The sequence below is a fragment of the Nisaea sediminum genome, assembly GCF_014904705.1.
In the GTDB taxonomy this organism is placed as follows: Bacteria; Pseudomonadota; Alphaproteobacteria; order Thalassobaculales; family Thalassobaculaceae; genus Nisaea; species Nisaea sediminum.
In genome coordinates this window covers 101,276-123,848 of the sequence record NZ_JACZCQ010000001.1, presented here as the reverse complement: position 1 = coordinate 123,848, position 22,573 = coordinate 101,276, and the positions used below count along the sequence as shown (strand labels likewise).

Sequence of the window (22,573 nt, the reverse complement as noted above, 5' to 3'; positions counted from 1 at the left end):
GTCACATTGGCACATTCCGAAACCTTCAGGCCAACGCTGACCTTCTCTCCATGCCTGATTACTTCGAAGTCCACGCCCAGCCGCGGTGAGAAACGCGCTTTTCAGTTTTGAAAAAAGTCTTTCCGGGGAAGATTTGCAATCCCCCATCAGGGGAATATTATAGGACGCATTATTACTTTTGATTTTATTCACGTCATTTCAAACGAGGAGCGATTTTATGGCTCACGAAACGCTCAAGAGCGATCTTCTCAGATTTACCGATATGAAACCGCCCGTTCGGCGTGCCGCCTATAGCGACCGTACCGCCTGGCTGATGGCCGTGCTTTCTGAACTTGCCTATCTACGTTTCGATGAGGAGGACGAGGACACGATCATGAGCCTCGCCGTCGAACTGGCTAAGCTGACCGATCAGAACAGCATCGCGGAAAAATTGCGCGGTCTTGCCTTGTCCTTCCACCCGCAGCGGGAAACCAAAAACGAGATCCTTCGATCGGTGTTGCAGGTCGGCGGTTTCGAACTTGTCGGGATCATCTACAGCCGGGAGACCGACACCCAGGGTTTCGTCGCAGCGCGCCGGCCCGAGAACGATGTCGGAATGGCCGTTATCGCCTTCCGAGGCACCCAGCAGACCAAGGACTGGATGACCAATCTCAGCGCGTCCGCCACCGGCGTGATGCACTTGAAAAACGGCCGCGAGGTGAAGGTTGGCAATGTCCACAAAGGCTTTGATGCGGCCTTCAAGTCAGTCCAAGAGCAGATCAGGAGCTATGTCGAACAGGTCGCCGACCTGCCGCTCTATATCACCGGTCATTCCCTCGGCGGCGCGCTCGCGACCCTCGCCACCTGGTATACGAGCGGCGACAAGCTAGCGGCCTGCTACAGTTTCGGTGCGCCGCGCTGCGGGGATGACGGCCTGGTCAGCGAATTCCGCACACCGATCTACCGCATTGTGAACGGCGCCGACCCGGTTCCTTTCGTCCCGCCGTCCAGCATCAGCATCGATATCGCCAAGGCTTTGTTCAGGGGGATCGGCGTGTTCTTTGCTCCGGCGAACTGGCTGGCCAATCTCTTGGTACGCAGCCAGCATTTCCGCCATTACGGCTACCAGCGCTATCTCAGCATCTGCGATCCTGCGGCGGACGGCACCTATCCGGACCTCAAGAACGAGTTCGGCATCAGCTCTCTGGAACGGATCTATCGTTACACGCGGCGTCTGCTAAGGGGCGAGGCTTCGACCCAGAAACGGATCGACCGCTATCACGACATCGCGGAGTACCGCGCGAAGCTCAGGGAGTTCGCTCTCCGCCGCCAGGCCTGACGGGAGCGCTCACCCCGTCCGCGGCAGCCTGTCCTCGACGAGTTGACTCCAGTAGCTGGCACCCCACGGCAGGGCCTCGTCGTTGAAGTCGTAACCGGCATTGTGCAGCATCTTGCCCTCGCCGCCGCCGCCGTTGCCCATCCAGATGTAGCAGCCCGGCTTCTTCTCCAGCATGAAGGCGAAATCCTCGCCGCCCATGCTCGGGGTCGGGTCGCGGACGACCTTCTCGCCGCCGACCAGCCGTTCGGCGACCACGGCCGCCATCTCGCTCTCGGCATCGGAATTGACGGTCGGCGGATAGCGCTTCTCGTAGCGCAGTTCGGCCGTCGCGCCGAAGCCGGCGCAGACGCCGTCGATGATCTGCTGCATCCGCGGCTCGATCATGTCGCGCACTTCCGGGCGGAAGGAACGCGTCGTACCGGCGAGTTGCACCATGCCCGGAATGACGTTGTAGGCGTCGCCGCCATGGATCTTGGTGACCGAGACCACGATCGCGTCCATCGGATCGACATTGCGGCTGGCGATGCTCTGCAGCGCCGTCACGACCTGGGCCGAGACCAGGATCGGATCGATCCCGAGATGCGGCATCGCGCCATGGCCGCCGACCCCTTTGATGTCGAGTTCGAACATGTCGTAGGCGGCCATCATCGGCCCGGCCTTTACCGCGACGGTGCCGACCGGCATGCCCGGCCAGTTATGCATGCCCCAGACGCTGTCGACCGGGAAATTGTCGAAGAGGCCCTCCTCGACCATCCGCTTGCCGCCGCCCTCGTTCTCCTCGGCCGGCTGGAAGATGAACTGCACGGTGCCGGAGAAGTTCCGGGTCTCGGCGAGGTACTTTGCCGCGCCGAGCAGCATCGTGGTGTGGCCGTCATGGCCGCAAGCATGCATCTTTCCCGGATTTTCGGACGCGTAGTCGAGGCCAGTCTGCTCGGTAATATCGAGCGCGTCGATATCGGCCCGCAGCCCGATGGCGCCGCCATCCCCGTTGCCCTTCAGCGTGCCGACCACGCCGGTTCCGGCGAGCCCCCGATGCACCTCGATACCGAAGCTCTCAAGCTTCTTGGCGATGAAGGCGCTGGTCCAGTGCTCCTCGTAGGCGGTTTCCGGATGGCGGTGCAGCTCGCGCCGCCATTCGGTCATTTCCTCATGAAATTCAGCAATGCGGTTGTTGACGGGCATCGGAAGACTTCCTGCTCGGGAACCTGATCAGAAGGCCGCGTTGGCGGCCGAAGTGAAGCGGAGGACATTGTCCGCGGGGCTACGGGTCTCATGCACCGCATCGTCGGTCTTGATGCGGGCCGGGACACCGTTCTTGATCACCATACGATGGTTGGCCCGATCCGCAACCCGGTCGATATCGGCGAGCGGATCGCCGTCGACGATCAGCAGGTCGGCATGTTTGCCTTCCGCGACCGTGCCGCGGTCCTCGAGCCCCATCAGGTCGATACCGTTTCGGGTGGAGAAGACAATCGCGTCCGTCGGCGCGATGCCGATCTCAGTCATGTAGCGCAGTTCCAGCGCGTTCTCGCCATGCCGGTTGAAAGGCGTGCCGGCGTCCGTACCCATCGCGATCTTGCCGCCGGCATCGTAGAACATCTTGATGGACTGGATGTGCCGTTCCTGGACCCGCATGGCCTTTTCCACCACATGCGGAGGAATCCCGTTATCCTTGTTGGCGACAATATTGCGAACCGCCGCGAGCGTCGGCACGAGATAGGTCCCGGCCTCCAGCATTTCCCTCAGACACTCGTCGGTCATGAAGATCCCATGCTCGATCGAGGCGACACCCGCGCGCACCGCATTCAGGATGCCGAGGCTGCCCTGGGCGTGGCTCGCCGACCTCTTGTGGAATCGTTTGCCCTCCGCGACCCCGGCCGCCATCTCCTCGGCGGTGAAATGCGCATCCTCCGGGCTGACGCCCGGGGTCATCACCCCGCCGGTCGCCATCAGCTTGATCAGGTCGGCGCCCGCATGAATCTGCTCGCGCACCGCCTTGATCACCTCGTCGGCACCGTCGGCGATGCGGCCGTTCCGGTTGCCGTGCCCGCCGGTCATGCAAATCACCCGGCCGGAACAGAGAATGCTCGGCCCGATCTGCGTGCCGCTGTTGCAGGCATCGCGCACGGCAAGCTCCAGATAGTCCTTGCCGCCGCAGTCGCGCACTGCGGTGATGCCGCTCATCAGGGACTGCTGGGCGTGCTTGTAGGTCGCCATGGTGATCTGACCCGGTGTCATCGCCGCCTGCACCGCGACCGGATTGCCCTCGCCGCCCATGGTCAGATGGACATGGCAGTCGACCAGCCCCGGCAGCAAGGTTCCTCCGGTGAAATCGACCCGGAAGCCCGCAAATCCCTGGAAGCGGTCGAGCGGCGCCAGTTCGGCGATCCTCCCGTCCCGAACCATGACCCCATGCTTCTCGAGCCGGGCTCCGGTTCCGTCGAGCACGGTTCCGCCTTCGTAGAGCGTTTCCTTGACCATCGATATCCCTTACCGGGCCGTTCTGAGCCCGCGTTGCTGCGTCGTATTTAAATATGAACCACGGAAGGCAGGTCGGCCAGAGCCGCGTTGATCCGTGCCCCAGTCAACTCCGGAGACTGGGCGCCTGGCAAGGTGCAAATGATCCCGCTGGCGGTTGTGGCACGGCGAACGGCCTCGATGAGGCTCTCCCCCCTGTCCAGAGCGGCGGTCAGCGTGCCGCAGAACGCATCACCGGCGCCGACCGTATCTACCGGAACGATCGGCAGGGCCGGCACCTGGAATGTGCCGCCTTCATGCGCGACGACCACGCCGGCCGCGCCGATTGTCACGATTCCCGTGCCCCGGCAAAACGCCGCGAGGCCGCGCGCCAGGTCGGCATTCTCCAGCCCGGCGCTGTTGCCGAGCAGGCCCATCGCCTCCTCTTCGTTGGCGATCAGGATATCGACCTCCGCCAGCGCTTCGCGGGAAAGCGGTCCGAGCGGTGCGTCGTTCAGGATGATCCGGCACCCGCATGCCCGTGCCCGTCGGATGGCGGCCTCGGTATCCGCCTGCGGCAACTCCATCTGCATCAGCAAAGTGGTGTCCGGCCCCAGAAGTTCTTCCGCGAGCCAATCGGCCGATGCTTTCATGTTGGCCCCGCTGGCGACGAGGATCTGGTTCTCGCCGCTCGCCTCGACCGAGATCACCGCCGTGCCGGTCACACCATCGACCGCATGGACATGGCGCACGTCGACTCCCGCCGCCGTCAATGCGTCGAGGCAGGGCGCCGCATTGGGGTCGCGGCCGACAGCTCCGACGAAACGGACCTCGGCGCCGTCCCGTGCTGCGGCGGCGGCCTGATTCGCCCCCTTCCCCCCGGGACAGAAGGTATAGCCGTCGGTCAGCACCGTCTCACCCCGGCGGGGCAATTTGGCGAAGGAAAAGAACAGGTCGGCGTTTATCGATCCGAAGACGACGATCATGATCTGCTTTCGTCCAGCGCTCTGTGTTACTAAGCCATTCTTGATACAGAATTAGCGCGGTCCAAGCATGATTTATCCCGTGATCCTCTCCGGCGGTTCCGGCACCCGGCTCTGGCCGGTCTCCCGCGCGCTCTATCCGAAGCAGCTGCTGCCGATGCTGAGCGAGCGGACCATGCTGCAGGAAACCGCGCTGCGTTTCCCCGAAAGCGCTAGCTACGGGGCACCTTCGGTGATCTGCAACGCCGAACACCGCTTCGCCGTCGCCGAACAGATGCAGGGTATCGGCGCCAAGCCGTCCGCCATATTGCTGGAGCCGGTCGGCCGGAACTCGGCCCCGGCCGCCGCCGTCGCGGCACTGCATGTCGCGAGCGTCGATCCCGAGGGCCTCGTCCTGCTGCTCGCCTCCGATCACCGGATCGAACGGCCCGACGCCTTCCGTGCCGCGGTCGAGACCGGGGCCATTGCGGCGCGTGCCGGGCGCCTGGTCACGTTCGGCATCACACCGGACCGCCCCGAGACCGGCTATGGATATATCCACCGTAACGGTCCGCTCGACCACATGGACGGTTGCTTCGGGATCGAACGCTTCGTCGAGAAACCCGATCTTCCGACAGCCGAGAAATATCTCGCCGCCGGGGACTATTTCTGGAACAGCGGCACCTTCCTCTTCCGGGCCCGAGACTTCCTCGCCGAGCTCGCGAGGCTGGCGCCGGAGATTCTCGACGCCGCAAAGGCGGCTCTCGACCAGGGCGTCTCCGACCTCGACTTCCGCCGTCTCGACGCGGACGCCTTCGGCAAGGCGCCCTCGATCTCGATCGACTATGCGGTGATGGAGAAGACCGCGCTCGGCGCCATGGTTCCGCTCGATGCCGGCTGGTCCGACGTCGGCTCCTGGAGTGCGCTCTGGGCCGTGCAGGAGAAGGATGCCGACGGCAATGCCGTTCAGGGCGACGTCTGGCTGCACAAGAGCAGGAACAATCTGGTGCGCGCGGAATCCCGTCTCGTCACCGTGATCGGCGCCGAGGATCTGGTCGTCATCGAATCCCCCGATGCCGTGCTCGTCGCCGCCATGGGCGCCGACCAGGACGTGAAGCTCGCCGTCGAGGCACTGAAGGAAGCCGGCCGCCCCGAGGCGATCAGCCACGCCACCACGCACCGTCCCTGGGGCAGCTACCGCAATATCGACAGCGGCGACGGATATCAGGTGAAACGCATTACCGTTTCTCCCGGCGGCCGCCTGTCGCTGCAGAGCCACAAGCACCGGGCGGAGCACTGGACCGTGATTTCCGGCAAGGCCCGGATCACCCGGGGCCCCTCGATGGACCGCCTGGACGTCACGCATCTCGATGCGGACCAGTCGGTCGACATTCCGCTCGGATGGATCCACCGTTTGGAGAACCCGGGCGCGGACCCGCTCATCATCGTCGAGGTCCAGTCCGGCGCCTATCTCGGCGAGGACGATATCGAACGCTTCGACGACCAGTACGGACGATGACGCGCGGCACCGCATCGCCCGAATTCGACGCCACGTTCCGCAATCGGCTCGAGGACCTGCTGCGCTGGCGCCGGGATGTGCGCGAATTCCGCACCACGCCCCTGCCCGAGGGAGCGCTCGAACGGCTCGTCGGCCTCGCCGCCCTCGCGCCCTCGGTCGGCTACAGCCAGCCCTGGCGCTTCGTTTCCGTGGTCCACCCGGCCCGACGGGCGGCGGTCCGAAGCTCCTTCGAGGCTGCGAACCGGAAGGCCCTCGAGGGCTACGAGGGGGAACGCAAGCAGCTCTATGCCAGCCTGAAGCTCGCCGGGCTCGACCGGGCCCCCGTCCAGCTTGCGGTCTTCACCGATCACGGTTCGGAGCGCGGCCACGGGCTCGGGCGCCAGACCATGCCCGAGATGCTGGACTATTCGACCGTCACCGCGATCCACACCTTCTGGCTCACCGCCCGCGCCGAGGGCATCGGCGTCGGCTGGCTCTCCATCCTCGACCCGGAAGAGGTCCGCGACGAACTCGAGGTGCCGGCCGACTGGTCCCTCACCGCCTATCTCTGCGTCGGATATCCGGAACGGGAAGACGACCGGCCGAAGCTGGAGCAACTCGGCTGGGAAGAGGAAGCACCGGAAAGCCACCGGCTGCTGAAACGCTAGCCGGCCCGCCCGGCGTCCGCTCTTACACCCTTCCCCCGGTTAAATGTTCTTGATCATCAGGCAGTAATGCTCGGCATCGATGTCCCAGCCGTCTTTCACGATTGGCCGGTGTTCGATCTCGCAGAAGCCGAGCGTGCGATAGAGCCGCGCCGCCCGCTCGTTGCCGTCGGTGACGATGATGCTCATGCGGCGCAGACCGGCGGCCCGCGCCTGACGTTCCGCTTCCTGCATCAGGGCGGTGCCGAAACCCCGCCTCTGAAACCGGTCGTAGGTCGCTAGAACGTTCACATACCAAGTGCAGAGCGCCTCGTTTTCAAGCTCGATCAGCGGCACGAAGAGCGGCGGTGTGTCCCTGCCGATCCCGGCCGGCTCGGCGCCGATCGGATAGCCGACGAGCGCCGCCGCAATCTCGCGGCCGGACATCGCGATAGTCGCATTGCGGTAGGAGAAACTTCCGTCTTCGCGCCGGGCCCGGCGGCACCCGACGTCCCAGACGCTCTCCCCCTCTTCCGCCATCCCGCTCCAGATATGGAGCGGCAACCCCTCGCCGGCGAGATTGATCAGCTGCGCGAGGGCCAGCGCGTCGTCTTTCTCCGCGCGCCGCAAATATCGGATCTGCTCTTTCATGATCCCGACTCCGTTTTCGATGCATTCATGGATGAAGGCGCGGAGCATCGTCGATGCCGGAAGCTGCCGATAGTGAACGCGCGGTACGGTTGAAGCGAAAAATTCGGCCTTGTGAGATCAATCACTTACAGCGACGCCGCGAGAGTATTTGCTCCCCGCCGCAGCAAAACCGTACTTTCGGTCAAGAAATCTTGGGGACAATTGCAATGCGCAAGGGCGAAGCGACACGCGAAAGGCTGATGGACATCGCCGAGGGATCGATCCTGGCGAAAGGTTTCGCCGCGACCTCCATCGAGGAGATCATCGCCGAGGCCGAGATCACAAAGAGCGGATTCTTCTACCACTTCAAGGACAAGAACGAGCTCGCCCGGGCTCTTCTGAAGCGCTATATCCAGCGCGAGGACGTCCTGTTCGACGACCTCTTCGCCCGCGCCGCCGACCTGCATGACGATCCGCTGCACATCTTTCTGATCGGCCTGAAACTGCTGGCGGACATGCTGGCCGACATGCCGAACGCCCATCCGGGCTGCCTGATCGCAGCCTACTGCTATCACGAGAGGCAGTTCGACAAGGACGTCAAGGAACTGAACCGGCAGGCCGTGCTCAGCTGGCGCCGACGCTTCACCGAGGCGTTCGATGCCATCAGCGAACGCTATCCGCCGCGCGATGCGGTCAGCAACGAGGCGCTGGCCGACATGGTGTCCAACACGGTGGAAGGCGCGATCATCATGTCGAAGGCGCTGAACGAGCCGAAGGTCCTGGCGGAACAGATCCTGCTGCTCCGTTCCTACGTCAAACTGCTGTTCCAGCCGACCTGAAAGGCCGCCGCGTTCAGTCCCGCGTGCGGAACCGGCTCGCCTGCACGATAGCAATCGCTGTCAACGGGATGGCCACCGTCAGGACGGCGACGGCGATCAGCAGATATCCGAGTTCGCTGTAATCCGCCGGTACCTGGATCTCGCCGGTCGTGCGGTCCTTCACCTCCCGCGTGACGAGGAAAATCTCGTTCATGTATTTCGTCCCCATCGCCCTGGCCGAGAGCGCGAGGTTCACGAAGGACGCCATCACCGCGAAGAAGGTTGCTTTCAGTTGCGGCGGTGCGTTCCGGGCAATCCAGGCGAGCATCGGGATCATCGAGACCTGTGCGAGCGGCGACTCGATCGCGGTGTCGAGAATGGCGATGAAACGCGCATCCACCACTCCGCCGGTGAGCGGCCCGGTCCATTCGTGGATGCCGTAATAGAGCCCAATATTCGGCAGAGACAGGATCCCCGCGAAGACCGTCAGCAGGGCGACGATATAGGCGATCGAGCGCGATGCCATCAGCGGCCGGAGCACCACCATCCCGGCAAGCGCAAGAAGGGCGCTGATGAGGGTCAGGACGGAGATGAACTGCTGATCGAAACCCAGCAGGTCGATCTCGAACCATGCCGCCCCGGGGCCCGGTCCGGGAACAGCACGGAAGAAAAACACGATGGTCGAGGTCCCGATCAGGGCAAGGCGCTGATGCGGCGCCAGCTCAGGCAAGAGTCGCGCGATCAGGAAACAGACGATCGCCATCGAGCCTGTAAAGACGATCTCCTGCGAGAAGGCGAGATCGCTGAGGCCGACCGTAATGGTGAAGGCACCGAATGCCAGACTGCCGCCGAAGATCCACCAGTTCGGCGTCGCTTCGCCATCCGGACGGAACAGCATCTTGTCGACCTCCGCCCGGCCGACGCCGGCGGCGATCAGGTCTTTCGCCCGGCGGCGCAGCATCATGCCGCCGAGAATCACCCCGGCCACCGAGATCGCCGGCACGGCTAGTGCGATCAGGTGGATATCGGCATAGATCACCGCCTTCTCCGCCTGGCTCATCGCCTCGACGCCGTCGAACATGGTGATGTTGACGATCGCGACGAGCGCGAGACCGCCGATCAGGGCGAAGCGGCCGAGCATCTGCATCGTCGTGTGCATGGTCTTGATCGCTTCGTCGGAAAAAGCCTCGCCGTTCTCGTCGAGGACTGGAACAGCCTCGACGGTCATGGCGTCGGCGACGGCGTCCTGCAGGACATATCCGAGGGGTGACAGCAGCACGCTCAGCACGAACCAGGCGGTCGCCGGCATGATCGCGGTCATTGCCGTGGTATGCGCGATCAGCCCGTACATGATCAGCAGGCTGGCCCCGATCAGCGCGGCGCCGAGATAAACCAGCGCGCCTTTCCACTTCCAGATGATATCGACCAGATGGCCGACCGGCATCTTGAGCGCCCAGGGAATACCGGCCCAGAAGCCGAGCCCGGCCAGAAAGGCCGCCGAGAGATCGAGATATTCCTTCACGAAGAAGGTGCCGACGATCGAGGTCAGCCCCGAAATGCCGTAGGCGAGATAGACCATCAGCGGCGGCAGATAGGACCAGCGCAACTGCTCGATCAGCCCGGCGAAGACGTCATGCATCCAGTTCGTGCGGGACGAGATCAATTGATTGCCTCCAGCTGTCGTCCTCAGCCCCGGCCTAGGAGCCCGGAACGTATAATCCCGTTGGAATGGCGACCCTTTCAAGGTGCGCGATCACAAATGCCGTGCTCAGCATGGCGGAAATGCGGCGCCTCCCGAAATTGAATATGCAAGGCTCACCGACCCGCAGCCAATTCCGCAAGTACAGCCGCGAGGTCTCCGAATACCGGTTCCCAATCACCCGGGACCGGCTGACGGAATAGTCTCGCGCGGGAATAGAGCGGACTGTCCGCCCGCTCGCGGAACCAGAACCAGCTGGAGCCGAAACCGGTCGGCAGCAGGACCCAGAACGGGGTCTTGGTGCATCCGGCGACATGTGCCGTCGTATTGGCGACCGTGATCACGAGGTCGAGATCCGCGATGATTTCCGCGAACGCCAGTGTCGACCCGAAGGGCTCGAAGCCGGGAATGCGCTCGACCTCCGGAAAGGCATCGAGTTCCCTTGCGACGTCACCGTATTGCAGCGAGAAGAACCGGCAGCCCGGCTGTCTCAGGACCGGCGACCAGTCGGCGAGCCGCGTCGATTTGAGCGCGCCGACCAGCGAGGCGTCAGACTTCCAGGATATCCCGATCTTGAGAGATCCGCCGCCGCTTCCGGCTTTTCGAGGGAGCGACCGGTGTCCGCCCGGGCAGGCAAGGTCTGCCGGCTGTGCAGAAAAGAACCGTCCGGCGAATTCCAGCGGATAGCCGGTCACAGGTCTCCAGTCCGGATCGGCCGGATCCTCTTCCGGCAGGGTGGCAATTACCCGGACTTGGGGATGCAGACGGGAGAGCAAGGCGACGTTGCGCCGGTCGACGACGGCGATCACCCTCCCTGCCGCCTGCCGGGCGCGTTCCAGAAAGACCGAGAACAGCAGTTCGTCCCCGACCTTGTCGACACTCCAGAGCAACAGGGCGCCGTTCCGGACCGGACCGCCGTCCCAGCGCGGGAGCCCATCGATCGGCGGCTCCCATTCAGGCAGCCGGAAGCGTTCCAGCCGGTCCCAGCCCTCGGCCAGATGGCCGTCGCTGAGCAGCGCCCGGCCAAGTTCCCCCTGCGCCTCCCGGCTGGTCGGGTTGACCGCGACGGCGCGGCGAAACCAGCGCGCGCCCTCGGCCGAGCGGTCCTGCTTGCGCTGCCAGAGCCCCATGTTGCGGAGCGCGTTGAAATCGGACGGACTGAGGGCGAGCGCCCGCAGGAACGCGGCGCCCGGATGCGCGCCATCCGTCAGCAGGCCCAGGATCCGGGCAATTTCGCCCAACGTTCCCGGATCGAGCGGTCTTGCGGCATTTGCGCGCCGGAGCTGGGTCAATGCGGCCCGGTAATTCTCCCTGCGGACCTCCATATTGGCCAGATTGAACAGGCCCGCCCCCTGATCGGGCGAGACCAGAACCGCCCGCCGGAGCGCATCCCGATGGCCCGCCGCAAGCCCCTGCAGCGTGAAGAGTTCCTTGTGCAACGGAACGACAACAGGACGTGGGATGGCTGCGCACGCCCAGTCCGCAGAGCGTCCAGACGAGGCGGCATCGCCGAGGCGACCGGTCGCGAGACTGAAGAAATAGCCCCCAATCGGGTCCCGCGGGCTGACGAGGAGAAGCTTCCGGGCAACGGCGCGGCAGGCACTCCAGTTACCCGCGACCGCTTGCTCCGAGGCAGACCGGCGCCATTCGTCCGCCGGCGGGGTCTCAGGTTCCGCCATGCCCGAACAGCATGGTGATATTGATCCGCCGGTGGATATAGCCGTCCTTGAAGCTGAAGCGGTCGGTCTCGTGGAACAGGCGGGAGTCGAACAGGAGCGCGCGGTTCTCGCGGTTCGGAACCCGGATCGGGTTGTTCCTGTCCTCACCGAGCGCCGCGTAGATCTCCTCCGCCGGAGCCGTGTTGTAACGCTGGAAAGTCCAGTCCTTCGGCGCCGGCTTGCGGAACACCAGCAACCCACCGGACTCAGGATCCAGGTTGGATTCGGCGTGATTGATCCAGAAATTCACGTTCACGGCCGCGAAGTCGGCATGCGGATTGATGCCGGACATGTGCTGGTCGTACTTGTAGGCCCACATCAGCTTCAGCCCGTGCGGCCCCAGAACGCGCGACATGCGTTCCCTGAGCCCACGTCCGATGGCGAAGAGCAGGGGATCGTTGAAACCGGAGCGGTAATAGGCGCCGAGATAGCCGGCGCCCTTCAGTTGGTGCCAGATCGTCGACTCGAAGCAGAAACGCCGGATGGCGGCGAGCGCTTCGCCGTTGAGCAGCGCATCGATCGCCACCGCCTGCGGGTCGGCATCGAGATAGCTTTCCTCGATCGCGGACCAGTCGAGATCGGGGTTCATTGGATCCGCATCTGCCCAGCCTGTCGCGGCAATATGGACGAAGCGGTTGTAGGAGCGCGCGATCCGTCCATAGCGCGCATCGTCGAGCTTGAAGGAGATCGCGTCCCGCTCCTCGGGATCGAGCCCGTCGAGGAGCTCCTGATAGGTCTTCCATTCGTCCTGATACTCGGGCGGCAGAACGCCCTGCTCCGTCAGGTAATGGTACTGTTCGGCATCGTGTTTCAGGCGATGGCGGGCGCAGGTCCGGTCGACGGGGACCACCGGATCCGCGGGCATCTCCGCATAGGCCGGTGCATCGTTCAGCGGCCGGCCATGCACGAGTCGCGCGCGCCGCGCATAGGGCTCTGCCGCGTCCTCGAAACGGTCGGACTCGATCAGCGTCACACCGAGATTGAACCAGAGGTCCGGATCGTTCGGGCTTTTCTCCAGGATGTTGCGGTAGAGCCGCTCGGCGTCAGCGCCGTAGCCGTTTTTCAGCAATTGGTGGGCGCTGTTGATCGAGGCCGCGCGATCCCTCGGATCTGTCGCCAGCAGCCTCGCAACCGCAGCCTCCACACGCATCGTGTCGCCCGCCTTGCGGGCAGCTTCCAGCAAAAGACCACACTGGCTTTTCGGATCTAGGTAAAAGGCCCGCTTTGCCGCGCGCAGCGCGGCAGCCGCATCGGCTCCAGCAGCGGCAGCCTCCGATGTCACGACATAGGGGCCGCCGCCCTCCGGAGCGAGAAGCGCCGCCCGCCGCGATGCAAGGCGCGCCACCTCCGGCTCCCCCGCGCGGTGCGACGCGAGCGCCAGGTTCGAATGAACCGCCGCAACGCCAGGCAGGCCGCGGGCCGCGGCCCTGTATGCTGCCGCAGCCTCCGCGTTTCGCCCCTGTTTCAGGCGGATGATCCCGAGATAAAACTGCGCCGCGGGCTGCCGCGGGTTCGCCTCGACAAAGGCCACGAGACCGGGCTCGGCGGCGTCGGTCCGACCCGCCTCGACCATTTTCATCAGCGCATTGAGATCTTCGCTCATAACCGGTTCTTAGCGCGGATGCGGCCGGGCGCCAACCGGCGAAAGTGCGCAGCCTCAGGCAGCTCCGGTCCAGCCGAACGGAAGCCCGACATAGTTCTCCGCGATGGTCCTGCGTCCGGCCTCGGTTCCCGTGAAGTAGTCGAGATCCGCGAACTGCACTTCCTCGTCGAACGCGTTGGCGCCCGGATCCTTGTGCAGCAGCCGCGTCATGAACCAGGAAAAGCGCTGCGCCGCCCAGATCCGCTTGAGGGCCAGCGCCTCATATCCGTCGAGCTGCGCGGTGTCGCCGGACTTGAAATAGGCAGCAAGCGCATCGCTCAGCAGCTTCACGTCGCCGGCCGCGAGATTGAGCCCTTTCGCACCGGTCGGCGGCACGATATGCGCGGCGTCACCGGCAAGGAACAGCCGGCCGTGGCGCATGGTCTCGCAGACGAAGCTCCGCATCGGGGTGACGTCCTTGCGGGTGATCCGGCCCTCGTTGACGCGAAAACCGTCCTTCGCCTCAAGACGTCGGTGCAGCTCGTCCCAGACCCGGCTGTCCGGCCATTCGCCCAGATTCTCTTCCGGATCGCACTGCAGGTAGAGGCGGGTGACCTCGGGCGAGCGCATGCTGAACAGCGCGAAGCCGTTCTCGTGCCGGGAATAGATCAGTTCGTCCTGCGCCGGCGCCGCATCCGCAAGGATACCGAGCCAGGCGAAGGGATAGATTTTCTCGAACAGCTTCAGCTTCGCGTCCGGAATGGACTGGCGGGCGACGCCGTGAAAGCCGTCGCATCCGGCAATGAAATCGCAGGAGAGCGCCTTCTTCTCGCCACCATGTGTGAAGGAAAGCGACGGGCTGTCGCTCTCGGCGCCGTGGATCGCGACGTCTTCCGACTCGAAGAAGATCTGGCCGTCGAAGTCCTTCTTCAGCCTGATCAGGTCCTTCACGACCTCCTGCTGGCCGTAGACCGTGACCTTCTTGCCGCCGGTGAGGCTCGGGAAATCGATGCGCCTTTTCTCGCCGCGGAACAGCATGTCGATGCCCTCGTGCGGCATGCCCTCCTTCGCGAGGCGCTCGCCGGCGCCCATCGCGTGAAGGAATTCGACCGCCGGGTGCTCCAGTACGCCGGCGCGGATCCGGCTGAGCACGTAATCTTCCGAACGCTGCTCGAGGATGACGGAGTCGATCCCGTGCAGCCGGAGAACCTGGGCCAGCATGAGACCGGCGGGCCCGGCGCCGATGATCCCGACTTGAGTCTTCATGGTCGTTTCCCCCTGCATTTTGACGTTTGTCAGTAATCTAGAGGGGCCAGGGAAGCGCCAGAAGAGCAGGACGGGACAAATTCTTGCATTTTCCGGCCAAAGGGGACTTTATCGATGCTCTTGCACGATGGTTGCGGCACCGACAGGCACTGCGAATGAACCTCGTTCCGTCCTTCACACTCTATGCGGACAGCAGATCGAACGTTCCGCCGCAGTTCATTCATATCGAGACCATTCCGGTTCGCAGCCGGGTCAATGATTGGATAATCCGGCCACATCGGCATCCGGAGCTCTTCCAGATCCTGCTTCTGACACGCGGCGGAGCGGAAATGCGGCTGGAGAGCAATTCGACCCGCCTGGAGGCGCCCACCCTGACGGCGATCGCGCCGAACGCCGTGCACGGCTACGCTTTCCAGACCGATGCCGAAGGGTTCGTGCTCAGCGTGTCGGACGCCTATCTGCGGGACCTGTTGCGTGCCACGGGCGATCAGGACGCCATCGACGCCGCCGCAACCTCGTCAATCATCCCTCTCTCAGGCTGGAACGAGGCCGCGGAGAACATCCGGGCCGCCTGCGAGCGCGTTGCCGTCGAAAGCCAGAGTGCGCGCACCGGCCGCCAGGCGCGGATCGGCAGCGACCTGATGCTTATCTTCGGCTTGCTGGCCGAACTCGGTCCGGACGGGCGGGGCACGACCTCGACGGAGCGCGGCGCCGATGCCGTGCTATTCGACAGGTTCCGGCTGCTGGTCGAGGAACGGTTCCGGGATCAGATGTCGATCCGGGAGTATGCCGCCGCCCTCGCAACGTCGGAACGCACCCTTCGACGTGCGGTAAAGGCGCGCTCGGGGGAGACGCCGCTCGACATTCTGCATCAGCGGATCTTGCTCGAGGCGCAGCGCGACCTGCTCTATTCCGCAATGTCGGTTTCCGAGATCGCCTACGGCCTCGGCTTCGAGGATCAGGCCTACTTCTCGCGTTTCTTCGCCGCGGCCACCGGGCAGAGCCCGAGCCGATTCCGCGCGACCCACAAGAGCGGCTGGGCCGGAACCGTCGCGGACTAGGCGGGCCGCGCGGCTCCTTCGGCCACAGGACCGGCCGCGCCCTCGGCCTTGCCGGAAAACTCGGGCACGAGCCTCGCCAAAAGCGTGAGCACCTGCTCTGCGTTGCGCTGGCCACCCGCGCTCTCGATCTCGTCCAGCGCCCGCGACAACACGGCCAGATCGGCGGTGCGCGGCGACGCCGTGCGGATACCCTCGATTGCGGTCGGCCGCAGCGACTCCGCGTCGTGGAACAGCTCCTCGTAGAGCTTCTCGCCCGGACGCGGGCCGGTAAAGGCGATGGCGATATCCTTGTCCGGCACGAAGCCCGAGAGCCGGATCATCTGGCGCGCGAGATCGACGATCTTCACCGGCTCGCCCATGTCGAGCACGCAGATCGCGCCGCTTTCCCGCGCATTGCCGTCGAGCCCGCCATCGATCGCGGCGGCCTGAAGCACCAGCTCCACCGCCTCGCGGACGGTCATGAAATAGCGGGTCATATCCGGATGGGTCACGGTCACCGGACCGCCGCGGGCGATCTGGCGGCGGAACAGCGGGATCACCGATCCGGTCGAGCCGAGCACGTTGCCGAACCGGACGGTGACGTAGCGCGGCCCGCCCTTCTCCGCCTGCTCTCGGTCCTTCGCCTGGCAATAGGCCTCGGCCGAGCGCTTGGTTGCGCCCATGACATTCGTCGGATTGACCGCCTTGTCGGTCGAGATCAGCACCATCGCTTTGACGCCGTGCCGCGCCACCGCGTCGGCGACGTTACGGGTGCCGATCACATTGGTCATGACGCCGTCGACCGGGTTCGCCTCGACCAGCGGCACGTGCTTCAGCGCCGCCGCATGGAAGACGATGTCCGGCGCGAAATCCGCGAAACAGGCATTCAGCGCCTCGACATCGCGGACATCGGTCAGCAGCGCCCGGCGCGGCAGGTCTGGGAAGCTCTCGGAGATCTCAAGATCGATCTGGTAGAGCGGAAACTCGCCCATATCCATCAGCGCCAACTCCGCCGGGCCGAGCGCGGCGATCTGGCGCGACAGCTCGCCGCCGATGGTGCCGCCGGCGCCGGTCACCAGCACCCGCCGGCCCTCGATCAGGTCGGAAACGCCCTTGCGGTCGAGCACTTTCTGAGGGCGTCCGAGCAGGTCCTCGACGCTGACCGAGCGCACCGTCTCCGCCTCGCCGTCGGCGCCCTCGAGCGTGCCGAGCTTCGGCATCCGCCCAACCGCGAGCCCGAGCTCGTTCGCCTTGTCGAGCAGCTCGCGCACCACCGCACCGTCGATCGACTGCCGGGTGATCACCAGGCGCTGCGGAGCGGTATCCCGTTTACGCAGGCCGGCGACGACCTCGTCGAGATCCTTCAGGGTCCCGAGAACCGGCACACCGCGGATCGCCCGGCCGACCCGGCCGCCGCGGTCGTCGACGATCCCGACCGCGCGGTAGGGTGCGTCCTTCTCACGGGCCATCTCGCGGATAAAGGCATCGGACCCGTCGCCAGCCCCGATCAGCAGCACCGGCACCCGGTTCGCCGCATTGCGCTCGAACAGGCTCGAGAACGCACCGTCCTTGACCAGCCGGTAGGCGAAGCGCGGCCCGGCGAGCAGCAGGGTCAGGACGAAGAATTCGATGACGAGGAAGGAGCGCGGGAAATCGTCGAGCCGGGTGGCGAGGAACTGCACCGCAAGAAAGAGCGTGATGCAGAGCACGACGGCGCGCACGATCCGGCTGAGATCGCTCATCGAGGAATAGCGCCAGACCGTGCGGTCGAGTCGCATGGAAAGGAAAACGAGCGCGGAAACACCGGTGAAGGCGAGAAGGCCGAAGACGACGACCTCGCGCGGCCAGACCAGAATGTCCTGGCCCAGCCGGAGCGTCAGCGAAATCAGGAAGGAGAGCGCCGCCATCCCGACATCGTGCAGGTAAGTCAGAAGACCGCGTTTAGACCCGAACATCGTACTCGCTCATCCAATCTCGCGCCCGTTGCCGGACGCAATCATCCGCAAACCTAAACCAGATGGAGCGATCCGTCTTGCCCCGGTTAGCCGACCGTCGGGTCACTCTGCCGCTTCCGTTTTCGTCAGCCCGCGGCGGAACAGCAGGCAGAGCGCGGCCACAGCGGCATATCCGGCCAGCAGCGCCGGCAGCGGAGCGTCCGGCGCCACGAACAGCGCGAGCAGGACCAGGACCGCGTTCAGCCCGGCGATCGCGAGGCAGGCGCCCGCATGGCTGAAGCCTTTCTGCGTCGCCTGCTGATAGAAATGCTGTCTGTGCGCCTCGAAGACGTTCTCCCGCCGCAGCAGCCTCTTGCCGAGCGTGAAGGTCGCGTCGAACAGGTAATAACCGGGCAGCAGCAAGGCCGCTGTCCACCCGCCGAGCCCGTCCGAGGCTGCGGCCGTTTCCAGCAACATCCAGCCGATCAGGAAGCCGAGCGGGATCGAGGCGACGTCGCCGATGAAGATCTTCGAGGGCTGCCAGTTCCACACCAGGAAACCGGAGATCGCCGCCACCATGGCGAGGGCCGGTAACTGCAGCGCGGCAGAGGTGCCGCCGATCAGGACAAGCGCCAGAATGCCGCCGCCGATGCTGATCGTCTCCACCCCGGTAATCCCGTCGATCCCGTCCATGAAGTTGAACAGGTTGACGAACCAGAGCCAGCCGAATCCCGCTATGGGCAGCTCAAGCCAGATCGGGAGCAGACCGCCCGTGAAGCCACTTTCCGGGACAGTTACCCAGAGCCCGCCCGCGACGCAGAGCGCCTGCACGACAAGCCGCAGGCGCGCCGGCAGGTTCTTCATATCGTCGACGAAGGAGAGCGCCGCGAGCGCCAGCGTCAGACCCGCGATGACCAGCGCTTTGCCGCCCAGACTGCCGGAAATACCGGCCCACCCGATCCAGCCCGCCAGCATCACCGCGACCACGGCGATGCCACCGCCACGCGGCTTCGGCACGTCGTGGCTGCTGCGCTCGTTCGGCACGTCGACGACGCGGCGACGCGTCAGCAGGGAGATCAAGAGCCGTGTCCCGATCAGGGCGGCGAGAAACAGGATCGCGAAAAAGACAATGGCTGAAAGCGGTTGCATGGGCGCCCTTATACCTTTCCGCCGGTTGCCAGCGCCAGCCGCATCAGCCGGCCGCCTTGCCGTCTTCCCGCTGCAGGGCCCAGCGCATCGTCACCTCTCCGCTCGCGCGGATATCGGCAAGCGGCTCGCGGATGACGAGTTGCTCGCAGCGCTGGAACTTGCCGTCCTGGCCGAAATAGACGCTCTCGTTGAGCGCCAGCCCGCGGTCGCAGCGCAACCGCCAGCCGGAGCCGCTGGCAAGCCGGATCAGCGCCGCCGTCCCGCTCTGGATGATCGAGGCGCGGACTTTCGGATGCAGATGCAGGCGAATGCACGCCTCCGCCGGAATGTCGCCCGGATCGCCGGTATAGAGCAGCCGGTCCTCGACCCGGATGTCGTCGCCGCTGCGCGCAAGATAGACCCGGCGGAAATGCTTCAGGCCGTGGGTCGGCAAGTAACCGTCATGCTCTGCCTCGACCAGCATGTCCCCGTCCTGGTCCATGCGCCGCGCCGCGACCTTGCCCGGCCGCTTGCCGACCGTCCCGTCGCTCTCGATCTCGGCCGCGTTCCGGTCGTCGACCACGAGGGTCGAGTGCGCCGCGGTGGCGCGCAGCACATTGTCCCATTTCGGATCCGCAGGGCTGGCGCCGCAATTCACGATCATGCGCTGCTTGCCGACGCTGAGTTCGAAGGAGAGCAGCCCCGCATGCGCGGCATGATCGGCCGAGGACGGTTTGCCGGTATCCATGATCAGGCAGGTGCGCCCGGCGATCAGCCTCTCGTAGCCGCTCTCCGGCGCGGAAAGCTGCGACTTCCGCTTGGTCTCGGCCTGCGCGATCAGGCTGTCGATGAACCAGACAGGCCCCTCGGTCGCGTGATTGAACACCGCGAGCCCGCCGTCTCCATGGCGCAACATCCGCAGCATTGCGGTCATCGAGGAGATCCGCTCGTCCAGCGTCTCGTCTTCCAGTCCGGCAAGGCGGAGCGCGCGGCGAATCTCGACCAGATCGGCCAGCACGGAGACCTGCTGGGCGGGCGAGCGGGAGATATGGCCGCCGTCGCCACGGACCTGCCGGCCGAGCTCCCGGTGCAGCCAGTGCAACGCCTGCGCGAACTTGCCCTCGCCCTCCCCGACCACCGCCATCGCGGCGAACAGCCCCTTGGCAGCAAGCAGCCGGCGGGCGCCCGGCGCGGAGGCCTCGATGTCACCGGAGAGATGACGGTACTGACGCCCGACCGAGTCGAAAAAGTCCGCCCGGAAGGCATCGTCGCCAGACGCGCCGAAGAAGTCGTAATTGCCGATCCAGGCCGCCAGCCGCGCGCCGAGGATGTCCGGACGCCAGATCAGCGCGTCCCACTCGTCATGGCGTTCGAGCCAGCCGTCGACCAGCTCGCGCGCCCGCAGACGCGCCGCCTCGCCGCCGAGATCCCGCAGGTCGCGCAGCCAGGAAAAACCGTGCAGATGTTCGAGCGCCCCCGGCTCGCCCGGCTCCCGCGCCCAGGCATCCTCGCCGAGCGCGATCGTGCCCTGGGTATAGGGCATCCGTCCTTCGAGGATCGCCCGGCCGCCGTCGGCGTCGCCCGGAAGATCGTCGGAGAGCCGGTCCCTGAACCCGATGAGGGATTTCGTCCCGAGACGCCAGCGATAGATCGGCGAGGCGAAATAGAGTTCCTTCAATGTGCGCATCACAGCCCCCAAAAGGCCCGGCCGATCGTCAGCCCGCCCCCCGGATCGCCGCGATGTTCGCAGCATAGGCTTCCGGCCCACCCTTGAAAACGGCGGTCCCGGCGACGAGCAGGTCGGCCCCCGCGGCGATGCAGCGCGGCGCGGTTTCCGCCGTCACCCCGCCATCGACCTCGAGATCGATGGTGCGGCCGGTCGCGTCGATGCGCTTGCGAATCGCCTCGATCTTGGAGAGCTGGCTGTCGATGAATTTCTGCCCGCCGAAACCCGGGTTGACCGACATGACGAGGATCAGGTCGCAGAGGTCGATCAGGTTGTCCACGACCTCCACCGGCGTGCCCGGATTGAGGGAGATGCCCGCCTTCTTGCCGAAGGACTTGATCAGCTGCAGCGTGCGGTGGGTATGCGCGCCCGCCTCCGGATGCACGGTGATGATGTCGGCGCCCGCATCGACGAAGGCCTCGATGAAGGGATCGACCGGCGAGATCATGAGGTGGACGTCGAAGGTCTTCTTCGTCACCCCGCGCACCGCCCTGGTCACCGCCGGGCCGAAGGAGATGTTCGGCACGAAATGGCCGTCCATCACATCGACATGGATATAGTCGGCGCCGGCCTTGTCGATGGCCTCGATTTCCGCCCCGAGCCGGGCGAAATCCGCCGCCAGGATCGAGGGTGCGATTCGCGTTTTCTGCTGCATGGCTTTCACCTAACAGGTTGCCTGACGGGGGACAAGGGCGGCTATCTCTTCCGGAACCGCGCGATGAAGAACCCGTCGAACCCGCCAAGCTCCTTGTAGAGATGCGGGCCTGTCCGGACATCGCCGTCCGGCGTGATCAGATCCCCGAGCCCGCCGAGTTCCTCCGGCGTTACCGGATCGCGCTCCAGCGGCAGCTCCTTCAACGCACGGGCGACCTGGGCCTCGCCTTCCTCCGCCTGCATCGAGCAGGTGCAATAAACCAGCCGCCCGCCCGGCTGCAACATGTCCGCCGCCTTGGCCAGCAGCCGGAACTGCAGGGTCGTGAGCTTGGCGAGATCGCCGATCCCCTTGGCATGGAGAATGTCCGGATGGCGCCGGATCGTGCCGGTCGCCGTGCAGGGCGGATCGAGCAGGATCGCGTCCGGCTGATAGGGCGGTTTCCATTCCGTGATGTCGGCCGCCGCGACTCCGGCCCTGAGGCCGAGCCGGTCGAGATTGCGTTCGAGCCGCTTCAGGCGTTTCGGCGAGCGGTCGACGGCAAGCACGTTCGCGCCCATGGCCGCGAGCTGCAGCGTCTTGCCGCCCGGTGCGGCACAGAGATCGAAGACCCGCTTGCCCTTGATGTCGCCGAGCAGTTTCGCCGGCAGGGCCGCCGCGGCGTCCTGCACCCACCAGGCCCCCTCCTCGAAGCCCGGCAGGCCGGTGATCGCACCGTCGAATTCCCGCCGGAGCGAGCCGGTCGGCAGCAGGGTCGCTTCCAGTTTCTCCGCCCAGAGTTCCGGGTCCGCCTTCACCGAGATATCGAGCGTCGGCGCGCTCAGCGAGGCCTCGGCGATGGCATGCGCAATCTCGGCGCCGTAGGCGGCCTGCCAGCTCTCGATCATCCAGGGCTGGTAATTCGTCTCGGCCGGGAAGTCGGCAAGCCGCTCCCGTCCCTCCTTCGCCACCCGGCGGAGGACGGCATTGACCAGCCCCTTGAACTTCGGATGACCACGGCTCTCCGCCAGCGTCACGGCGCTGTCGACAGCGGCATGGGGCGCAACGTCGAGGAACAGCAATTCGCCCACCGCGAGACGGAGAATGTCGCGCACGGTGCCGGCCTGACGCGGCAGCGGTTTTTCGATGAAAGTCTCGATCAGCGCGTCGATCTGGCCGAGGCGGCGCAACGCCACGCCGACGATGCTGCGGGCAAAGCCTCGGTCCCGCCGGGGCAACTTGTTCAGCCCGTCATGCACGGCGATCGCTTCGTCCAGCGGCGTATTCTTGCTCAGAACCGCACGGAGCAGATCGAAGGCGACGCTTCTCGCTGCGGAGACATCCTGTTTACGTTCGGTTTCCATCAGCGTCGGATAATGCAGATTGCAGCCGGCAGGCCAGAAGATTCGCTGCAAGGCGGCCATGCGGCTGCGTTTTCGCCCGAGCGGGAGAGACGCGAGTGCACCGACCGGCAGATCTTTAAGGAAAATTAACCGAGACTGCCTTTAGTGGGCCTCAGGGA

Annotated in this window: 18 protein-coding genes; 5 read left to right on the top strand and 13 right to left on the bottom strand. The window is 65.2% G+C overall.

The window, feature by feature from the left end; all coding sequences use genetic code 11:
* The first annotated feature begins 217 nt into the window (after positions 1-217).
* A complete protein-coding gene (locus IG122_RS00580; RefSeq protein ID WP_193179454.1) occupies positions 218-1,318 on the top strand; it encodes a lipase family protein in 1,101 nt (366 codons plus the stop codon).
* A 9-nt stretch (positions 1,319-1,327) separates the two neighbouring features.
* On the opposite strand, the gene IG122_RS00575 is transcribed toward IG122_RS00580, so the two are convergent.
* From IG122_RS00575 to IG122_RS00565, 3 genes are read right to left on the bottom strand one after another with little or no spacing between them, the layout of a single operon-like run.
* Positions 1,328-2,500 (bottom strand): M20 aminoacylase family protein, encoded by a 1,173-nt coding sequence (locus tag IG122_RS00575; RefSeq protein WP_193179452.1) that lies wholly within the window; start codon positions 2,498-2,500, stop codon positions 1,328-1,330.
* A gap of 27 nt (positions 2,501-2,527) precedes the next feature.
* The gene (locus IG122_RS00570) at positions 2,528-3,799 is read right to left on the bottom strand and encodes a metal-dependent hydrolase family protein (protein ID WP_193179451.1); all 1,272 of its coding nucleotides are present in this window, start codon (positions 3,797-3,799) and stop codon (positions 2,528-2,530) included.
* A 47-nt stretch (positions 3,800-3,846) separates the two neighbouring features.
* Positions 3,847-4,761 (bottom strand): ribokinase, encoded by a 915-nt coding sequence (locus tag IG122_RS00565; RefSeq protein WP_193179450.1) that lies wholly within the window; start codon positions 4,759-4,761, stop codon positions 3,847-3,849.
* Positions 4,762-4,828: 67 nt separating this feature from the next.
* Here IG122_RS00565 and IG122_RS00560 point away from each other — a divergent pair, with 67 nt between their 5' ends.
* Positions 4,829-6,256 carry a mannose-1-phosphate guanylyltransferase/mannose-6-phosphate isomerase gene (locus tag IG122_RS00560; RefSeq protein WP_193179449.1) on the top strand — a complete coding sequence of 476 codons (1,428 nt, stop codon included), beginning with the start codon at positions 4,829-4,831 and terminating at the stop codon, positions 6,254-6,256.
* The gene (gene bluB / locus IG122_RS00555; protein ID WP_193179448.1) at positions 6,253-6,903 is read left to right on the top strand and encodes a 5,6-dimethylbenzimidazole synthase; all 651 of its coding nucleotides are present in this window, start codon (positions 6,253-6,255) and stop codon (positions 6,901-6,903) included. The genes IG122_RS00560 and bluB overlap by 4 nt, the downstream gene beginning before the upstream one ends.
* Positions 6,904-6,942: 39 nt before the next feature.
* Here the strand turns inward: bluB and IG122_RS00550 are convergent, their stop codons facing one another.
* Complete coding sequence (locus tag IG122_RS00550; RefSeq protein ID WP_193179444.1) at positions 6,943-7,530, bottom strand: GNAT family N-acetyltransferase; 588 nt, start codon at positions 7,528-7,530, stop codon at positions 6,943-6,945.
* Between the two features lie 206 nt (positions 7,531-7,736).
* Between IG122_RS00550 and IG122_RS00545 the strand changes: the two genes are divergently transcribed.
* Entirely contained in the window at positions 7,737-8,348 is a 612-nt protein-coding gene (locus IG122_RS00545; RefSeq protein WP_193179442.1) for a TetR/AcrR family transcriptional regulator, read from the top strand.
* 13 nt (positions 8,349-8,361) lie between these two features.
* Here IG122_RS00545 and IG122_RS00540 read toward each other — a convergent pair whose 3' ends face one another.
* The 4 genes from IG122_RS00540 to pobA all read right to left on the bottom strand — a co-directional run bounded on the left by IG122_RS00540 (position 8,362) and on the right by pobA (position 14,592).
* Positions 8,362-9,990 carry an MFS transporter gene (locus tag IG122_RS00540; RefSeq protein WP_226893237.1) on the bottom strand — a complete coding sequence of 543 codons (1,629 nt, stop codon included), beginning with the start codon at positions 9,988-9,990 and terminating at the stop codon, positions 8,362-8,364.
* A gap of 152 nt (positions 9,991-10,142) precedes the next feature.
* Positions 10,143-11,705 (bottom strand): tetratricopeptide repeat protein, encoded by a 1,563-nt coding sequence (locus tag IG122_RS00535; RefSeq protein ID WP_193179440.1) that lies wholly within the window; start codon positions 11,703-11,705, stop codon positions 10,143-10,145.
* Complete coding sequence (locus tag IG122_RS00530) at positions 11,692-13,347, bottom strand: tetratricopeptide repeat protein (protein WP_193179438.1); 1,656 nt, start codon at positions 13,345-13,347, stop codon at positions 11,692-11,694. Before IG122_RS00530 ends, IG122_RS00535 begins: the two co-directional genes overlap by 14 nt.
* 54 nt (positions 13,348-13,401) lie before the next feature.
* Positions 13,402-14,592 carry a 4-hydroxybenzoate 3-monooxygenase gene (gene pobA / locus IG122_RS00525; protein WP_193179436.1) on the bottom strand — a complete coding sequence of 397 codons (1,191 nt, stop codon included), beginning with the start codon at positions 14,590-14,592 and terminating at the stop codon, positions 13,402-13,404.
* 155 nt (positions 14,593-14,747) lie between these two features.
* On the opposite strand from pobA, the gene IG122_RS00520 reads away from it, so the two are divergent.
* The gene (locus IG122_RS00520; protein ID WP_193179434.1) at positions 14,748-15,653 is read left to right on the top strand and encodes a helix-turn-helix domain-containing protein; all 906 of its coding nucleotides are present in this window, start codon (positions 14,748-14,750) and stop codon (positions 15,651-15,653) included.
* Here IG122_RS00520 and IG122_RS00515 read toward each other — a convergent pair.
* From IG122_RS00515 to IG122_RS00495, 5 genes are all read right to left on the bottom strand, one after another.
* Positions 15,650-17,587: a polysaccharide biosynthesis protein gene (locus IG122_RS00515; RefSeq protein WP_193179432.1), complete on the bottom strand. Its 1,938-nt coding sequence runs from the start codon at positions 17,585-17,587 to the stop codon at positions 15,650-15,652. The two genes, IG122_RS00520 and IG122_RS00515, sit on opposite strands and share 4 nt — an antisense overlap.
* Positions 17,588-17,689: 102 nt before the next feature.
* Complete coding sequence (locus IG122_RS00510; protein ID WP_193179430.1) at positions 17,690-18,715, bottom strand: MraY family glycosyltransferase; 1,026 nt, start codon at positions 18,713-18,715, stop codon at positions 17,690-17,692.
* Between the two features lie 43 nt (positions 18,716-18,758).
* Complete coding sequence (locus IG122_RS00505; protein WP_193179428.1) at positions 18,759-20,381, bottom strand: heparinase II/III family protein; 1,623 nt, start codon at positions 20,379-20,381, stop codon at positions 18,759-18,761.
* A gap of 28 nt (positions 20,382-20,409) precedes the next feature.
* Positions 20,410-21,075, bottom strand: coding sequence for a ribulose-phosphate 3-epimerase (gene rpe / locus IG122_RS00500; protein WP_193179426.1), 666 nt, complete (start codon positions 21,073-21,075; stop codon positions 20,410-20,412).
* Positions 21,076-21,116: 41 nt separating this feature from the next.
* A complete protein-coding gene (locus IG122_RS00495; protein WP_226893236.1) occupies positions 21,117-22,475 on the bottom strand; it encodes an RsmB/NOP family class I SAM-dependent RNA methyltransferase in 1,359 nt (452 codons plus the stop codon).
* Positions 22,476-22,573: the final 98 nt, after the last annotated feature.

What these genes read in the sequence shown, in the direction of transcription:
- IG122_RS00520 (WP_193179434.1), top strand. Translation starts at nt 14,748, where the DNA reads ATGAACCTCGTTCCGTCCTTCACACTCTATGCGGACAGCAGATCGAAC.
- IG122_RS00505 (WP_193179428.1), bottom strand. Translation starts at nt 20,381, where the DNA reads ATGCGCACATTGAAGGAACTCTATTTCGCCTCGCCGATCTATCGCTGG.
- IG122_RS00565 (WP_193179450.1), bottom strand. Translation starts at nt 4,761, where the DNA reads ATGATCGTCGTCTTCGGATCGATAAACGCCGACCTGTTCTTTTCCTTC.
- IG122_RS00530 (WP_193179438.1), bottom strand. Translation starts at nt 13,347, where the DNA reads ATGAGCGAAGATCTCAATGCGCTGATGAAAATGGTCGAGGCGGGTCGG.
- IG122_RS00550 (WP_193179444.1), bottom strand. Translation starts at nt 7,530, where the DNA reads ATGAAAGAGCAGATCCGATATTTGCGGCGCGCGGAGAAAGACGACGCG.
- IG122_RS00515 (WP_193179432.1), bottom strand. Translation starts at nt 17,587, where the DNA reads ATGTTCGGGTCTAAACGCGGTCTTCTGACTTACCTGCACGATGTCGGG.
- IG122_RS00580 (WP_193179454.1), top strand. Translation starts at nt 218, where the DNA reads ATGGCTCACGAAACGCTCAAGAGCGATCTTCTCAGATTTACCGATATG.
- IG122_RS00495 (WP_226893236.1), bottom strand. Translation starts at nt 22,475, where the DNA reads ATGGCCGCCTTGCAGCGAATCTTCTGGCCTGCCGGCTGCAATCTGCAT.
- IG122_RS00570 (WP_193179451.1), bottom strand. Translation starts at nt 3,799, where the DNA reads ATGGTCAAGGAAACGCTCTACGAAGGCGGAACCGTGCTCGACGGAACC.
- IG122_RS00560 (WP_193179449.1), top strand. Translation starts at nt 4,829, where the DNA reads ATGATTTATCCCGTGATCCTCTCCGGCGGTTCCGGCACCCGGCTCTGG.
- IG122_RS00535 (WP_193179440.1), bottom strand. Translation starts at nt 11,705, where the DNA reads ATGGCGGAACCTGAGACCCCGCCGGCGGACGAATGGCGCCGGTCTGCC.
- bluB (WP_193179448.1), top strand. Translation starts at nt 6,253, where the DNA reads ATGACGCGCGGCACCGCATCGCCCGAATTCGACGCCACGTTCCGCAAT.
- IG122_RS00510 (WP_193179430.1), bottom strand. Translation starts at nt 18,715, where the DNA reads ATGCAACCGCTTTCAGCCATTGTCTTTTTCGCGATCCTGTTTCTCGCC.
- pobA (WP_193179436.1), bottom strand. Translation starts at nt 14,592, where the DNA reads ATGAAGACTCAAGTCGGGATCATCGGCGCCGGGCCCGCCGGTCTCATG.
- rpe (WP_193179426.1), bottom strand. Translation starts at nt 21,075, where the DNA reads ATGCAGCAGAAAACGCGAATCGCACCCTCGATCCTGGCGGCGGATTTC.
- IG122_RS00575 (WP_193179452.1), bottom strand. Translation starts at nt 2,500, where the DNA reads ATGCCCGTCAACAACCGCATTGCTGAATTTCATGAGGAAATGACCGAA.
- IG122_RS00545 (WP_193179442.1), top strand. Translation starts at nt 7,737, where the DNA reads ATGCGCAAGGGCGAAGCGACACGCGAAAGGCTGATGGACATCGCCGAG.